Origin of the sequence: Klebsiella sp. KTE92, from assembly GCF_000398905.1 — a bacterium.
GTDB classification, from domain to species: domain Bacteria; phylum Pseudomonadota; class Gammaproteobacteria; order Enterobacterales; family Enterobacteriaceae; genus Klebsiella; species Klebsiella variicola.
The window spans coordinates 3,238,987-3,255,090 of record NZ_KB976100.1 but is presented as its reverse complement, the minus strand read 5'-3'; the positions used below and the strand labels follow the sequence as shown (position 1 = coordinate 3,255,090).

The following is a 16,104-nucleotide window of genomic DNA, read 5'->3' as shown; positions in this document are numbered from 1 at the left end:
TTAGTCGGTGAAAAACTGCCTTTCAGCATAAACCAGGATGATAAGGTATTACATAAGGTTGTATTAAGCGATTTTTCGATATCAAAATACAAAATCACCAATGATGATTATAATAAATATTTGCAGATAACAGGGGTAAAAAAAGCACCCATCCATATTTTTTTAAAAAATTATCCATCCTTGCAAAAAGGATATTATTCTGTTGGTGTTACCTGGCAACAGGCAAAAGACTATTGTCAGTGGTTAGGTAAGGAGTCTGGTAAAAAGATTGATTTACCAACAGAGGCGCAATGGGAATATGCAGCAAGATCCAGAGGTCAATATTTTCAGTTTCCAACAAATAATGGTGACTATTTACCTGGAAAAAATGTTCCGGGTAAAGATGAATTAGATAAATATACAGATGGTTTTGGTTTCCCATTTTACCCAGTAGGCAAATATCCCCCAAACCCCCTGGGTCTGTATGATATGGGGCTTAGTGGCTCTGAATGGACTAATGACTGGTATGCAGCAGATTATTACTCTCATTCTCCGGTAAACGATCCTCAGGGGCCTGCGCAGGGTACTAAAAAAGTCCTGCGTGGATATATTGGCGGCGACAGACAGTACGCTTTAACCATGTTCAGGCAATCAAAATTGCCAGTTCCGAAGATCGATAAAGACGATGACTATGAAAAATATGGTGTTGGTCCGCAGTATGTATTTCGTTGTGTCGTTAATAAATAATGTGTGATGCTATATCTTATTTTAAAAAATCGGTGGCGTTCAACATATAAGGTTTTTTTTCTAATGGATGGTAAAATCATGTACAGTAGTGAAATTATTTCATCGTCATCAACGATGATTGTCAACGGAAAAAAGTGGTGCTCATTAAAAATCTGAAAGAAGAAATGTTAAGGTTTGAAGATGAAGCCAAAACTGACTGGCTGTTTCCTAATCCTATGCCGTTTGGTCTGGAACGAGTTATGATTCAGCAGTGGGTGCGGGCTTATCTAGGATTTCCGATGGTTTACGTTGAAGCAAAAATTGTTATGACTGCTTATAGGGGGGGAAGAGATATATACCTTACCTATGCCTCATCAAAATAGTTCTGTCGGATTTATCTATAACAATGATTTATTTGCAGAAACCGTGACTTTTTATCCACTGAAGCGAGCAAAGGAGATTCATATTGCGCTGGAGAAAAAGCGACTTTGTGGCAAATGAATATTGATATCGAAACACTTGTGAAGCAATTAGGTAAACCTTATCAGGATATTTATGAACAAGGTTTAATTCCCTACAAAACAAAACCAACGATTACTGTTGGTGATGATATTTTCAGGCTGGATATGAGGCGGTAAGGAATATTTTTATCTTTTATCAATAACTAGAAAAAATCTTGAGGAAGTGACTTTGCGGTTAGAAGATGAAAAAAAACGGCTTGGTTATTTCCTAATCCGCTGCCATTTAGTCTTGAATCAGTAATGACGCAGCGATGGATGCGCGAACGCTTCGGATTTCCCATAGGTTATGGCGAACGCAAAACGATAGAGAGCTATAGTCGTCGTATTAGCGAGGTATACCCACTGTTGCCACCTAATCAGAAAATGTCTGTTTTATTTTCTTATAATTCTGATTATTTTGTTGTTAGTGTATTTTTTATTGTATAGAGCATGCAATAGAAATTAAGGCGGATCTCGCGAGTATAAGGTCGTCTGGCAATTGGCGTTCGAAGTGAAAAGTTATTAATGTAGGGGATATCATCTGGGGGAAGAAGTATATATTAAGTAAAGAGAGGCGTGCAGATATTCCAGATATTATTTTATGTTTATTATTCTTTCTTTGATAGGAGTAGCCGGTTTTTGTCTGTTATTAAATGTTATTGCCTCACTCTTTAGGTTGAAATAGATGCGATTGAGTATTCTAATTAATAACTACTGTATCGCTGATATATAAAAGGAAATTCAATGTCCAAAGGTTTTGTATTACTCGGCGATAAAACTACGCACGGCGGTGCTGTTATTTCCGCATCCTCCACCATGATTGTAAATGGAAAGCCTGTAGCGCTGGTGGGGGATAAAGTCAGCTGCCCGATTCCGGGACATGGCACTAATGCCATTATTGAGGGAGCGCCGGAATGGTCTTCCGATGGTAAAGCCATCGTGGTCGATGGCTGCAAATGTCAGTGCGGTTGCCAGGTGATTTCCGGCGCGCCGGAATGCGCGATAGGATAAAAAATGGGCTGGGTACGAACAAAAGCATTGACCATGGAGCAGCCATCGGCTCCTTCACTGACCCGATGGCTGTTTGCCGGTGTACTGATGGCGATTATCGGTGTCCTGCTCTTTATCCTCCATGCTTCCGGCACCGTAAAAATTCTCTCAGTGATAAATATCTGGTGGGTATCCCTGATGCCTGCAGGATGCTGGTTGCTGATTTTTTGTCTGCGTTGCTACCTGTGGGACAGGGATCTGAAAGCGCATCAGTTCTTGCTGAAAGAGGCGGAATACGGACAGCAGAGGTGGGAAGACTGGGCCGGGCGCTGGCTGGCCGTTCTGGGCAGTGCAGTGCTGTTGCCGGATCATATTTCTGCGGCGCATTGGGGGAGTGAGCGGCCTCAGCAATACGGACTTACCCGCAGGATTAATTACCTTCCGGCAGAAGAGCCCGTGCAGTTGAGTGCGATGCATGCGCTGCTGACCAGTATAGAAGAGCGCGTGCAGTGCCTGCCGGAAGAGCTACCGCTGTATGTCACCCTGATCACGGATAATCCCTCGCCTGAGCTGACCAGCAGTTTCAGTAATCTCTGGAAAGAACACATTCCTGGCCGCGCCGTGCCTGATGCTATTACCGTTACCGGCTCATTCTCACTGTCGGAAGTGGAGGAGCGCCTGAAGCAGCCTGTACTGACGGTCAATTTACTCCTGGTCATCCAGCTCAACGGTGGTACAGCATACTCCGACGGGCTGGCCGTGCTGCTGCTGACCAGCGATGATGTGGCGCAAAAATACCATCTGCCGCACTCATCACGGCTGTTACGTCCGATGCCCTTAGATATGACGAACTTTGAAGACGATATCACCCTGTTTCTGGAAACCCAGACTGTCGCCTGCCAGACGCCCTCCGTTATCGGGGACGCAAAAAAATGGACGGAAAGAAGCGCCGCGCTTATCACGCAGGGCGGCAAAATGCATACCCCATGGAAAGCTGAAGATATCGCGCTGCTGGAAAAATGGTGCGGTATTCCGGGACCCGCAGCGCCCTGGCTCCTGACCGCGCTGGCAGCCGATCTGGTCAGCCTCCGTAAACAGCCCCTGCTGGCGTTATTTTCCAGCGAACAGGAACATTTTATCAGTACCATCACCCCAGGGAGTGAAGATGAATATACCGGGTAATGGCCTGGGCCGGTTTGGCCTGGCCGGGCTTACGTTGGCCGGGATGGCTGCAATATGGTGGGGGATCACCCGCTATGGCGGCATGCTGAATATCAATACGCGGGGCGAGCAGGTACTGGCGTTTGTCCTGGTCTGTCTGGCGTTGGTATTTGTTTTTTACCTTCCTGCAATGTCCCGCCGTGTGAAGGAGAGTTTATATCGCCGGCAGTCGCAGCAGGCCAGCGTCTTACCCGGCGAAGAAGGGCGCGTGGCGCTGACACCTCCCCATCATATTACGGTGGGGGAAATTCGCCAGACTCTACGCTATCAGTATGGACGCGCCTGGTCCCGCAAAGTCCGTATTCTGCTGATAATTGGCTCAGTCAGAGACGTAGAACAACTGACCCCAAAGCTCACGCAGGAACTCTGGCAGGAAGATCAGGGTACATTATTGCTGTGGGGTGGAGACCCTGGGGCAGCGGTAGATAACGCCTGGTTCACCGCGCTGCGTAAACTGCGTTATCGCCCGGCTGATGGTATGGTGTGGGTAACATCGGGCTTTGACGGCGTTTTGACAACGATGAACAGAACGAAGCCCAGGCTCACGCCAGATGAAATGGACAGTGTGTCTCACTCTCTAAAGCTACGCTACGAAGCTCTTGGATGGAAACTTCCCCTATTCGTCTGGTCGCTGTATGAGGGGGGCAACGAAAAAAATGGACGTATCACTCAGCCTGTAGGCTGCCTGTTACCCGCAGGTTGTACGCCGCAAATAGTTGCCGAACAGTTCACTGCCCTGGCGCCGTTACTGATAGAGCAGGGCATCCAGCAGATATGCGGGCAACCACAGCACAATTTTTTACTCGCGCTGGCCGACCAGTTGACTCGGGAAGCGGAAGCGGAAGCGGTGGTGGAATCGTTATCGATACTGCTTAATCCATACCGACCATTGCCGCTGGCCGGGGTGGTATTTAGTGAGGCGTCAGTAGAGGCTGGTCGCAGTGTCAGTCATCACTGGGGACGGGATAACCGCTGGGAAACGATACCAGACTCTGTGCTGTGGCTGCCAGCCGGTCTACGTCCGCGCAAACAGGGCGTCAACTGGATGCGTGGGATGAGCGTGGCCGCTGCCGCCCTGATGTTACTCTGGGCCGCCTCAATGACAGTCTCTTTTATCGCCAACCGCGAGCTGGTGGCGACCGCACAGCAGCAGGTGCAGCAGGCCTCGGCGGGAAAACAACCGCTGGCCGTACGCCTGCATGCGCTCTCCGCGTTACAGAAAACGCTTTCTAAACTGGAATACCGCTCGCAGCACGGCGCGCCGTGGTATGCCAGCGGTGGTCTCAGCCAGAATGATGGCCTGCTGGCGGCGCTGTTCCCGCGCTACGGGGAGAGGGCGCAGCCGCTGCTGCGCGATGCGGCGGCGGAGCACCTTCAGCGGCAGCTGAACGCCTTCGCACAGCTGCCGCCGGACAGCCCGCTGCGTGAGAAGATGACGAAGACCGCTTACGACCAGTTGAAACTGTACCTGATGCTGGCCCGCCCGGAGAGAATGGATGCTGCGTGGTTTGCGGGAGCGTTGATGCGCGAGTGGCCGCAGCGTTCCGGCGTGGCGGACGGCGTCTGGCAGGGTAGCGGCCCTTCGCTGCTGGCATTTTATGCCGCCAGTCTGGCGTCGCATCCGCAGTGGCGTCTGCCTGTCGATGACGGTTTGGTCAGCCAGGTGCGCACACGGTTAATTCGACAGATGGGCCAGCGCAACAGTGAGTCCACGCTTTACCAGAAGATGCTCGCGCAGGTGGCGAATCAGTATGCCGATATGCGCCTGGCGGATATGACTGCCGACACCGATGCTTCGCGTCTGTTCAGCACTGATGAGGTGGTGCCGGGAATGTTTACCCGTCAGGCCTGGGAGCAGGCCGTGCAGCCGGCCATTGAGAAAGTGGTCGCGGAACGCCGCGATGAAATGGACTGGGTGCTGAGTGATACGAAGCAGACTGCCGCGCAGTCGACGTCGCCGGAAGCTCTGCGAGCCAGGCTGGCGGAGCGTTATTTCGCTGATTTTAGCGGCGCCTGGCTGGATTTCCTCAACAGTCTGCGCTGGCAGCGCGCGGCGACCCTCTCCGATGCTATCGACCAGCTGACACTGATGGCCGATGTGCGCCAGTCGCCGCTGGTGGCGCTGATGAACACCCTGAGCGTGCAGGGGCGAACCGGCCAGACCGGGGAAGCCATCGCCGATTCGCTGGTCAAATCGGCCAGGCAGCTGTTTAACCGTGATAACCCGCCCGCCATCGATCAACGGTCCGGCGCGCGCGGTCCTCTGGATGCCACCTTCGGGCCCGTGCTGGCGCTGCTGGACAATCGCGACGGCGGGACGCCCACCAGCCGCCTCAGCCTGCAGACCTTCCTGACCCGCGTCACTCAGGTGCGTCTGCGCCTGCAGCAGGTCATCAACGCCACCGACCCGCAGGCGATGACGCGCCTGCTTGCGCAGACGGTGTTCCAGGGCAAGGCTGTGGATCTAACCGAAACGCGCGATTACGGCAGCCTGGTGGCGGCGGGACTGGGCCAGCAGTGGAGTGGTTTTGGGCAGACGCTGTTTGTTCACCCGATGGAGCAGGCCTGGCAGCAGGTATTGACCCCGGCGGCGGAAAGTCTCAACGCCCAGTGGCGCAGTGCGGTGGTGGAGGACTGGAATAGCGCTTTTGGCGGTCGCTACCCCTTTAAAAATACCAGCAGTGAAGTCTCTCTGCCGCTGCTGGCAAAATATCTCAATAGCGAGACCGGGCGCATCGCCCGCTTTCTGCAGACCCGGCTGAACGGCGTGCTGCATAAAGAGGGGAGTCGTTGGGTGGCGGACAGTATCAATGCCCAGGGGCTGACGTTTAACCCGGCCTTTCTGCAGGCGATGAATACCCTGAGCCATCTCTCCGACGTCGCGTTCGCCAACGGCGAAGCGGGACTACATTTTGCGCTACGCCCCGGCACGGCGGACGGAGTGATGCAGACGGAGCTGGTCATCGACAGTCAGAAACTTGTCTATATGAACCAGATGCCGGCCTGGCGGCGGTTCAGCTGGCCCGCCGACACCGAAGCGCCTGGCGCTAGTCTGAGCTGGATCAGTACCCGGGCGGGCACCCGCCAGTATGGCGATTTCCCGGGCGCCTGGGGCTGGATCCGCCTGCTGGATAAGGCGGTGGTCAGCGCTTATCCCGGAACGAGCAGCAGTTGGAGCCTGAGCTGGAAAGCGCCGGATGGTCTGTTGCTGAACTACACGCTGCGTACCGAGGCGGGGGAAGGACCGCTGGCGCTGTTGGCCCTGCGAAACTTTACGCTACCGGAGACGATATTCAGCGTGCGCGCGCCTGCTGAGCGTGTTCCGCTGACCGACGATATACCCGGCGAAGAGGGATACTGAAACCGCCTCCCTCACTGATTGGCGTTGACCTGCGACGCCGGGCCTCCTCTGCTCATGGCCGCCCGGCGGCCAACTAATCTGACCGCGCAGCCATGCTGCGTGTCTCCCTGTAGACGAATAATGGAATATTCATAATGGACGATTTAACCCTGCGATATTTTGACGCTGAAATGCGCTACCTGCGCGAGGCGGCAAATGCGTTCGCGCAGGCTCACCCCGATCGGGCGGCGATGCTGGATCTCGATAAAGCCGGTACGCCGGACCCTTACGTTGAGCGCCTGTTTGAAGGCTTTGCCTTTTCCGTAGGTCGCTTGCGCGAAAAAATTGATGATGATCTGCCGGAGCTGACCGAGGGGCTGGTCAGCATGCTGTGGCCGCACTATTTGCGCACCATTCCGTCGTTATCGATCGTGGCGCTGACCCCAACGCTGCCGGCGATGAAGATGGTGGAAACGGTGCCCGCCGGGTTTGAGATAAGCTCCCGCCCACTGGGGCCGAAAAATACCGTGTGCCGGTACCGAACCACCCGCGATCTGACGCTTAATCCGCTGGCGATAGAGGAGGCGGTGATGACGGCGGAGCCGGACGGACGTTCGGCTCTGCGACTACGATTCGCCTGTAGCGAGCTGGCTGACTGGTCGCAGACCGATCTCCGCCGCCTGGCGCTGTACCTGGGAGAAGACGCCGTTACCGGCAGCGCCCTCCATCTGTGGCTGACCCGACGCCAGGCCGCGCTGTACCTGCGCCTGCCGGGTCAGACAGAGCGGATAAGCCTCGACGGCTATTTTTCCCCGGGGGGATTCAGCGAGGAGGATCGTTTATGGCCGAAGGGGGAGAGCGCTTTCAGCGGCTATCAGTTGCTGCTCGAGTATTTCACCTTTCGCGAAAAATTTATGTTCGTGCAGCTAAATGGCCTGGAAAACATCACCCTGCCGGCGGGGATATCGCATTTCACGCTTGAGGTGGTGTTCAGCGAGGTCTGGCAAAGCGATTTACCCGTCAGCGCAAGCAGCCTGCGCCTGCACTGTGTGCCGGTGATTAACCTGTTTACCCTCGAGGCCGATCCGTTGACCATCAGCGGGCTGGAGAGCGAATACCTCCTGCGTCCGAAGCGCCTGCAGGACGGGCATACCGAAATCTATTCTGTCGACAGCGTGACCGGCTCCGGGCGCACCGGGGAGGCACGCTATGTGCCTTTCACCCGCTTTCGTCACCAGGGGGGAATGATGCGTCGCCATGCGCCGGAGCGCTACTACCACACCCGCGTCAAGCGGGGCGTTACCGGTATGCACGACACCTGGCTTATCCTCGGCGGACAGCAATGGGAGGCTGACCGGGCGCTGGCACGGGAAACGGTCTCCTTGCGCATCACCGGCACTAACGGCCAGCTGCCGCGCCGGGCGCTACAGAGCACGCTGCTGGATCGCTGTGAGTCGATATCAGCCACGCCGCTTACCGTCCGCAATCTCTGTAAGCCCACATTGCCGGTATATCCCCCGGCGGAAGACCGCTACCACTGGCGGGTCATGAGCCATCTGGGCACCCGTTTTCTCAACATGATGAGCAGCGCCGAGGTACTGCGCGGTACGCTGTCGCTCTACAACTGGCGGGAGGATGAGCTCAATAACCGTCGTCTGGACGCTATTCTGGCGGTCAGCCATCACCGAATTCAGCGTTTCGAACAGGGATTCCTGCTGCGCGGGCTGGATATCGAAGTGACGCTCGACGGTAGCGGATTTACCGGCGCGGGCGATGTCCACCTGTTTGGCGACATGCTCAACCGCTTTTTCGCGCTGTATGCCGATATGAATCAGTTCAACCAGCTGACGCTCATCGTTCAACCTGAAGGAAAATGTATCCGGTGGAAAGAGAATCACAGTCTGCGCCTGCCCGGCTGATGGATCAGCTCCGGCCTCAGTTGCCATACATGAATTTTTACCGCTTCTGCCAGTTGCTGGAGGAGATCCAGCCGAAGGCGCCGGTCATCGGCAGCGACTGGCAGTTGGGTGATGAGCCCATACGCTTTCGCCCGCATCCGGGGATGGGTTTCCCGGCCGGCGAAATCCGTGGAACGGACGATCCTGAACCGCCCCGACCGCCGGCGGTGCGCGTTGCTTTTATGGGGCTCTACGGCGTGGAATCCCCGCTGCCGACCCACTATAGCGATGACATTGCGCAACGGCGGGAAGGCGTCGAGGCCACCGAGGATTTCCTCGATATCTTTAACCATCGGCTGATCGCCCAGTATTACCGTATCTGGCGCAAATATTCCTACCCGGCAACCTTTCGGGCGGGGGGCACGGATAACACCTCGCAGTATCTGCTGGGCCTGGCGGGGCTGGGCATACCTGGATGTGCCGCCGTTGCCGCAGCGCCGCTGTCGCGATTTCTGGCGTTGCTGCCGGTGATGATGCTGCCGGGGAGATCCGGGGAAGGCATGGAGGCGCTGGTGGCGCTCCTGGCCCCGGGGACCCGGGCGACGGTGTACCACCACGATCCCTGCCGGATCCCCTTGTCGCAGCCGTTAACGATGAGCGTCCGCCAGCCGGTTAGCCTGCAACATAGGCCAGTGATGGGAACCCACGCCACGGATGTGAACGGTCAGGTGTTGCTGCAGCTGGCGACGGAAAAGCCTGATGAGGTCCGCGGCTGGCTGCCCGGCGGCGAACTGTTCAGCGACCTGATGGCGCTCCTGCACGTCTGGCTCGGATCTCATCTCGACGTGCGGCTGCAGCTTTGCGTCGCCCGCCATTTACTGCCGGATGCGCAACTTTGCTGCCAGCAGGCGCATGCCGTCCAGCTTGGCCGTACCGCTGTGCTGCGTCCGCTGGATGCGCAAAAACAGGCTGACGACAGGATCACGATTTATCTGGGGCGCTATCAGCGCGTCCGGGAAAATATCCACCGCAGGGAGAGCGATGAAGATGGCGATTACCGCAGTTAAACCCTCCGCCAGGTTGCTGGCATTCCTTATGGTTACCGTCTTAACCGGCTGCGGCCTGACGCAGACCGTGAAAGACGGCGCCGTTTCCGTGACCCAGTCCATTTTTTACCCCCAGGTGAAAACGCTTCATCTGGATCTTCGCGCCCGGGAAGGGGTGAATAACAACGCCAAAGGCGCCTCCCTGGCGACGGTAGTGCGTATTTACCAGCTTAAGGACCGGCAGGCGTTCGACAATACTGACTACCCGTCGCTGTTTGCTGGCGATGGCCAGGCGCTGCAGGCGGACCGGGTGGCGGAAAAAGATGTTCGCCTGCGTCCGGGCGAATCGGTGACCGTCGATATGCCTATGGAAACCAGCGCGCAGTTTGTGGCGGTGGCGGCCATGTTTATCGATCCAGACCTGACGCAAAACAGCTGGCGGCTGGTACTCACCCGGGACGATCTTGACCCGGCGAGGCCGCGCATTATCGAAGCCAGCCAAAATCAACTGACGCTGCACCCGCTTAAGGAGAAGTGAAAATGCCTCGTCCCTCCCTGTATGACATCCTGTACGGCAACTTCGCCGGCGGGCTTGACCTGAATACTGTCAGCGAAACGGATCAGGTCATCCTGTCGGTGCTCGATAACATGCAGCGCATCCTCAACTGTCGGGCTGGAACGCTGGCGCATCTGCCGGACTACGGCCTGCCGGATATGACCGCTATCCTCCAGGGCATGCCGGCGTCGGCGCATCAACTGATGAGCACGTTGTCGGCGGTATTATTGAAGTACGAACCGCGCCTGCAGCGGATCGCGGTGGTGATGCTCGATCAGCATGCGCCCGGCGAACTGCGCTATGCCATTGATGCGGAGCTGAAGGATATTGGCCTGGTGCGTTACGGCACAGAGTTTATGCCCGAGGGCAGGGTGTTGATCCGCCACCTCAAACGCCAGCAGTACCTTGACGCCCGCTCCGCCCTCTAATCTCTCGCAGAAAGACATCATGATGACAACACACGACGAACGCCACTATAAAACCGGTGGCGACCCGCGCACGCTGGCTGATTTTATTGCCCTGCGTGCGGAAATGAACAAGCTCAGCCACCCGGCGCGGCCGGATATTAACTGGCCGTATGCCGAGCAGCTTGCCCGCTCGCTGCTGGAGCATCACGGCGCGGATCTGCAGACTGTCGCCTGGTATACGCTGGCCCGCGCCAGGCTGGGCGGGCTGGCAGGGATCCACGAGGGGCTGTCGCTAATGGAGTCGCTGCTGGCCCACCAGGGTAAAAACCTGTGGCCGCAGGCGCTCCCGGCCCGGACAGAGATCTTCCGCACCCTGAGCAAGCGGCTGCGGCAGGTGATCCGCACTCTGAGTCTCGCCCCGGCGGATCTCGAATCGCTTGGTCAGGCTGAACGTTCGCTGCAAAGCTTCGACGCAGTGCTCCAGCGCCTTGAGATCGCGCCTGAAGACTCGCTGAGCGACCTGCGGGCGCTGTTGCACAGCACGGTAAGCCGCTTCGAGCATCTCGACCCTGCGCCAGCGCTCCCCACCGCGCCGCCGGTGGCGGTGTCTGACGCGGAACTTCCCGGCGCTCTGGTCAGCGAAGAGGATGCGGCGAAGGTTGAACCAGTGCCAGAACTAAAACGTAGACCAAAGGCTGAGCCGCTGGCGCCGCCTTTACCTGCAAAGCGGCCCGCGCCAGTGGTGGCGTCTTCTCCGGCAACCGCGCCGCGCTGGAAGCCGTTTGTCGCCGGGATGGTCACCATGCTGGCGGTGACGGGCATCGCCGTCGGTGGATGGCTGGCGTTGCGTCAGTCCGATTTACCGCCCATTTTGGTGACCCAAAATGTGATACCGGGCCTGCCGGGGGCATCTCCCCTGATGCCGGTGGATCTGCCTCAGACGCAGCGCCAGCTTGGCGAGCTCGCCCGCCTGGCGCCGGACTGGGCGGTAAGCTACGGCGACCAGCTGGTCCGGCAGGCCCTGAGTCGCTGGCCGGATCAAGCACAACCGCTGGCGCAGCAGTGGCGGCAGCAGTTGAGCGCTGCCGCATTGCCCGCGGAAAACCTCACCGGCTGGTCCGAGGGAATGCAGCAGCTGCAGCGGCTCGCCGGCCAGCTCAATGCCCTCGACGAGCAGAAGGGGAGATACCTCACGGTGAGCGAACTGAAAACCGCAGTGTTTGCCATCATGCAGTCGTTTAACCGCGCCGTTCCGCTGGAGGAGGAGCTACGCCAGCTGGTCGCGCTTCCCGTTGATCAACCCTGGCCTGCCGCCCGGGGAAGCCTCGCGGAGCTGCATCTGCAACAGCTGATCGTGGAGTATGCCCTGCTGAAGCGAAAGCAGTCGCCGCCCGCTGAGATCCCCCCTACCGGTGAGCCCTCAGTGAGTGAGGCGGTGAAATAAAGTGTGCGCATGGCAACATTTTCTTTACATCATGATTGCAAGAACCGAACGCCCTTCGTAGTCTGAAAATGATTTAAATATACCATTTGTTTTTATATTGAAAATTTCATTTCGACCTCTGAGGGCATGCTATGAAGCACTGTAAAATCATCCTGTTAGTGGGGTTACTGGCCTGTTCCGCCTCGGCTTTGGCGGAGAAGATCGGCGTCTCAATGGCCTACTTCGATCAAAACTTTCTCACCATTATCTGCCAGTCCATTGAGAAAGAAGCTCAAGCCCGCCACGTCGATGTGCAGTTTGAAGACGCCCGCGGCGACACCGGACGTCAGGCCGATCAGGTGCAGAGCTTTATCGCCTCCGGCGTGGACGCGATCATCGTCGACCCGGTGGACTCCGCCAGCACCCCGCAGCTAACGAAGATGGCGCAGCAGGTCAAAATGCCGCTGGTGTATGTGAACCGGACGCCGGGGGATAAAACGTTACCGCCTGGCGTGGTGTTTGTCGGTTCGGACGAGCGGGAGTCCGGCACATTGTAGATGGAGGCGCTGGCGAAGCTGGCGAGCTACAAAGGCAATGTCGCCATCATGATCGGCAATCTCACTGACGCCGGCGCGCTGCAGCGCACCAAAGACGTCGAGCAGGTGGTGGCCAAATATCCGGCAATGAAAGTGGTGCAGAAACAGCCGGCCAACTATTCCCGCAGCGAGGGAATGGATCTGATGCAGAACTGGACAGGCAACGGGGAAGCGATTGATATTGTGGCGGCGAACAACGACGAGATGGCGATTGGCGCGGCGATGGCGCTGGAGAAGAGCCAGAAGAAGCTGTTGATCGGTGGGATCGACGCCACCCCGGACGGGCTGAAAGCCCTGGCCAGCGATAAGATCCAGGTGACGGTCTTCCAGGACGCCGTCGGTCAGGGCAAAACGGCCTTAGCGGTAGCGCTGAAGCTGATTAAAGGAGAAAAGGTCGAGTCTCATGTCTGGATCCCGTTTGAGTTAGTGACCAAAGAAAACATGCAGACCTATGTGGAAAAAAGTCATTAACGGCAAGGCGCACGTGAACGAACTTTGCTGATAAAACCGGGCTGATAATGTGACGCCCGGGCAACGAAACCGGAGGAAAAGACATGGCAACGGAAAGAAGCGGCTATACGCTGCAGGTGATAAAGGCAGGGCAGCAGGGACATGTTGAAATGAGGTGGGGGCATCTCGCAGACGTTGATACGCGCGCGGCGGCGGCGGCCATCGTGCAGCAAATCGGGCGACCATCGTCCGCAGCGGGACAGCAGGAGATCAGTCTGTCACTGACCAATGCCGCCAGCGGCATCTCGGTCGAGCTTCATCACCCGGCCTCAGGGGAAAGCGCCACCCCGGCTTTCATCGAGGGCGAATTAAAGAAAATTGTGCAGATCGTTGATGGCTATGAGGCGGCTGAAGAGACCCATATTGTGGAGTAGCGTGTCGTCCGGGTAAAAAAAATCCACGCCGCTGCGTGGATTTTTTATGGCGCGATGGTGGCGAAAATGCCAGCCAGCGGGATCAGACGTTGAACAGGAAGTTCATCACATCGCCATCTTTCACGATGTAGTCTTTGCCTTCTGCACGCATTTTACCGGCTTCTTTTGCACCCTGTTCGCCTTTGTAGGTAATAAAGTCTTCATAGGCGATGGTCTGCGCGCGGATAAAACCTTTTTCGAAGTCGGTGTGGATCTTACCGGCTGCCTGCGGCGCGGTCGCTCCGACCGGGATGGTCCATGCGCGAACTTCCTTCACCCCTGCGGTGAAGTAGGTCTGCAGATTCAGCAGCTCGTAACCGGCGCGGATCACGCGGTTGAGGCCTGGCTCTTCGAGACCCAGCTCGGCCATAAACTCGTCGCGGTCAGCGTCGTCCAGCTCGGCAATATCGGACTCAACGGCGGCGCAAACGGCGACGACCACAGAACCTTCGGCGGCGGCAATTTCACGGACTTTATCGAGATAAGGGTTATTCTCAAAGCCGTCTTCATTGACGTTGGCGATATACATGGTCGGCTTCAGCGTCAGGAAGCTGAGGTATTTAATCGCTGCTTTGTCTTCGTCGGTCAGGTTTTTCAGTGAACGCAGCATGCCGGCATTTTCCAGCTGCGGCAGGCATTTTTCCAGCGCCGCCAGCTCAGCTTTAGCGTCTTTATCGCCGCCTTTAGCTTTCTTCTGCACACGGTGGATAGCGCGCTCGCAGGTGTCCAGATCGGAGAGTGCCAGCTCGGTGTTGATAACGTCGATGTCGTCAGCCGGATCCACTTTGTTGTTAACGTGGATAATGTTGTCGTTTTCAAAGCAGCGAACCACGTGACCGATGGCTTCGGTTTCACGGATGTTGGTCAGAAACTGGTTGCCAAGACCTTCGCCTTTGGACGCGCCTTTCACCAGGCCCGCGATATCAACGAATTCCATCGTCGTCGGCAGGATGCGCTGCGGTTTGACGATTTCAGCCAGCTTGTCCAGACGCGGATCGGGCATCGGTACGACACCAGTGTTCGGCTCAATGGTACAGAAGGGGAAGTTGGCCGCTTCAATACCCGCTTTGGTGAGCGCATTGAACAGGGTGGATTTGCCGACGTTGGGCAAACCGACGATACCGCATTTGAATCCCATGATTTAAATCACCTTAATCTTTGGATAATCAATCTGTTATAAGCAACAGATTGCAGAAAATTGAATAGCTTTGCCTATTATACACGGTGCGCGGCAAAAATGCCGCACGACAACGGCTTATTGCGCCTTAAAGGCATGTAAGCGGTTGGTGGCTTTGGTCAGCCCGTCCTTTAACCAGATTTCGGTGCAGCGCGCCGCTTCGTCGACAGCATCATCAATCAGTTTCTGCTCGCTGGCCGGCGGTTTGCCGAGTACAAAGCCGACAACCTTGTTTTTGTCACCCGGATGGCCGATCCCGACGCGTAAGCGGTGAAAGTTCGGGTTATTGCCGAGCTTACTGATGATGTCCTTCAGGCCGTTGTGGCCGCCATGGCCACCGCCAAGCTTGAATTTCGCCACCCCGGGCGGCAAATCCAGCTCATCATGGGCGACCAGAATTTCATCCGGGTTAATGCGATAAAAGGTCGCCATTGCAGCCACCGCTTTACCGCTGAGGTTCATAAACGTCGTAGGAACCAGCAGGCGAACGTCTTCGCCCGCCAGATTGATGCGCGAGGTGTAGCCGAAGAACTTGCTCTCTTCGCGCAGCGGCGCACGATGGCGATCCGCCAGTAAATCTACATACCAGGCGCCGGCGTTGTGCCGGGTGGCGGCATATTCCGCACCGGGGTTGGCCAGGCCGACAATCAGTTTAATGGTCACGTTTTCTTTCCTGCATGGGGCATTCTCTGCCGCGTAGTGTACTGTCTGCGGGCGCGCTTGACAAAGTTCTGCCCACGAGACAATACCAGCATTGATGATTACCCACCTGAATCATTAGAATTTGATATTGTTCAGAGGCTTATTTGTAAATATTTGTCTAATCGGTGTTCACTAATGTGATCGTGGGCGCACTCCAGGGCAGGGACCCTGTCTATACTACACCTATAAGATTTGGGGATATTCCCTGGCAACCCAAAGTCCGGAGGTGACACATGAAACGCAAAAACGCTTCGTTACTCGGTAACGTACTCATGGGGTTAGGGTTGGTGGTGATGGTTGTGGGGGTAGGCTACTCCATTCTGAACCAGCTTCCGCAGCTTAACCTTCCGCAATTCTTTGCACATGGCGCAATCTTAAGCATCTTCGTTGGCGCCGTGCTCTGGCTGGCCGGTGCCCGTATTGGCGGCCACGAGCAGGTCAGCGACCGCTACTGGTGGGTGCGCCACTATGATAAACGCTGCCGTCGTAATCAGCATCGCCACAGCTAACCGTAGCATGATTTCCCGCATCGGCCCCTGAAGGCCGATGCGTTTTCCTGTGACTCTCGTTATTTCCTCCTCTTTTCTCCATCACCATACGACCCCATTCCGTCCTGACCT

Annotated in this window: 14 protein-coding genes and 2 pseudogenes; 14 read left to right on the top strand and 2 right to left on the bottom strand. The window is 56.3% G+C overall.

Features of this window, described 5'->3' with window-relative positions:
• The 13 genes and pseudogenes from A1WC_RS26400 to A1WC_RS10135 all read left to right on the top strand — a co-directional run.
• Positions 1–726: formylglycine-generating enzyme family protein (locus tag A1WC_RS26400; RefSeq protein ID WP_016161336.1), on the top strand; the 726-nt coding region annotated here is incomplete at its 5' end.
• Positions 727–860: 134 nt separating this feature from the next.
• Positions 861–1,088 carry a DUF6392 family protein gene (locus tag A1WC_RS0125220; protein WP_162536011.1) on the top strand — a complete coding sequence of 76 codons (228 nt, stop codon included), beginning with the start codon at positions 861–863 and terminating at the stop codon, positions 1,086–1,088.
• A gap of 114 nt (positions 1,089–1,202) precedes the next feature.
• Positions 1,203–1,652 (top strand): annotated as a pseudogene (locus A1WC_RS28395) (DUF6392 family protein).
• A 297-nt stretch (positions 1,653–1,949) separates the two neighbouring features.
• Positions 1,950–2,216 carry a PAAR domain-containing protein gene (locus tag A1WC_RS10095; RefSeq protein ID WP_004175522.1) on the top strand — a complete coding sequence of 89 codons (267 nt, stop codon included), beginning with the start codon at positions 1,950–1,952 and terminating at the stop codon, positions 2,214–2,216.
• Between the two features lie 3 nt (positions 2,217–2,219).
• Positions 2,220–3,377, top strand: coding sequence for a hypothetical protein (locus tag A1WC_RS10100; protein ID WP_016161335.1), 1,158 nt, complete (start codon positions 2,220–2,222; stop codon positions 3,375–3,377).
• The gene (locus A1WC_RS10105; protein WP_016161334.1) at positions 3,361–6,777 is read left to right on the top strand and encodes an ImcF-related family protein; all 3,417 of its coding nucleotides are present in this window, start codon (positions 3,361–3,363) and stop codon (positions 6,775–6,777) included. Before A1WC_RS10100 ends, A1WC_RS10105 begins: the two co-directional genes overlap by 17 nt.
• A 134-nt stretch (positions 6,778–6,911) precedes the next feature.
• Positions 6,912–8,675 (top strand): type VI secretion system baseplate subunit TssF, encoded by a 1,764-nt coding sequence (gene tssF / locus A1WC_RS10110; protein WP_016161333.1) that lies wholly within the window; start codon positions 6,912–6,914, stop codon positions 8,673–8,675.
• Positions 8,676–8,704: 29 nt separating this feature from the next.
• Complete coding sequence (gene tssG, locus A1WC_RS10115) at positions 8,705–9,721, top strand: type VI secretion system baseplate subunit TssG (RefSeq protein ID WP_172437961.1); 1,017 nt, start codon at positions 8,705–8,707, stop codon at positions 9,719–9,721.
• Positions 9,702–10,238, top strand: a complete 537-nt coding sequence (gene tssJ / locus A1WC_RS10120) for a type VI secretion system lipoprotein TssJ (protein WP_016161331.1) — start codon at positions 9,702–9,704, stop codon at positions 10,236–10,238. Before tssG ends, tssJ begins: the two co-directional genes overlap by 20 nt.
• Positions 10,239–10,240: 2 nt before the next feature.
• Entirely contained in the window at positions 10,241–10,684 is a 444-nt protein-coding gene (gene tssE, locus A1WC_RS10125; protein WP_004152261.1) for a type VI secretion system baseplate subunit TssE, read from the top strand.
• A 19-nt stretch (positions 10,685–10,703) separates the two neighbouring features.
• Positions 10,704–12,107, top strand: coding sequence for a VasL domain-containing protein (locus A1WC_RS10130; protein ID WP_016161330.1), 1,404 nt, complete (start codon positions 10,704–10,706; stop codon positions 12,105–12,107).
• 131 nt (positions 12,108–12,238) lie between these two features.
• Positions 12,239–13,153 (top strand): annotated as a pseudogene (locus A1WC_RS0125215) (sugar ABC transporter substrate-binding protein).
• Positions 13,154–13,236: 83 nt separating this feature from the next.
• Positions 13,237–13,566 (top strand): DUF1869 domain-containing protein, encoded by a 330-nt coding sequence (locus tag A1WC_RS10135; protein ID WP_016161327.1) that lies wholly within the window; start codon positions 13,237–13,239, stop codon positions 13,564–13,566.
• A gap of 82 nt (positions 13,567–13,648) precedes the next feature.
• Here the strand turns inward: A1WC_RS10135 and ychF are convergent, their stop codons facing one another.
• A complete protein-coding gene (gene ychF, locus A1WC_RS10140; protein WP_008804380.1) occupies positions 13,649–14,743 on the bottom strand; it encodes a redox-regulated ATPase YchF in 1,095 nt (364 codons plus the stop codon).
• Positions 14,744–14,860: 117 nt separating this feature from the next.
• Positions 14,861–15,445: an aminoacyl-tRNA hydrolase gene (gene pth, locus A1WC_RS10145; RefSeq protein ID WP_004180389.1), complete on the bottom strand. Its 585-nt coding sequence runs from the start codon at positions 15,443–15,445 to the stop codon at positions 14,861–14,863.
• A 272-nt stretch (positions 15,446–15,717) separates the two neighbouring features.
• Here pth and ychH point away from each other — a divergent pair, with 272 nt between their 5' ends.
• Entirely contained in the window at positions 15,718–15,993 is a 276-nt protein-coding gene (gene ychH / locus A1WC_RS10150; RefSeq protein ID WP_002910437.1) for a stress-induced protein YchH, read from the top strand.
• Positions 15,994–16,104 lie beyond the last annotated feature (111 nt).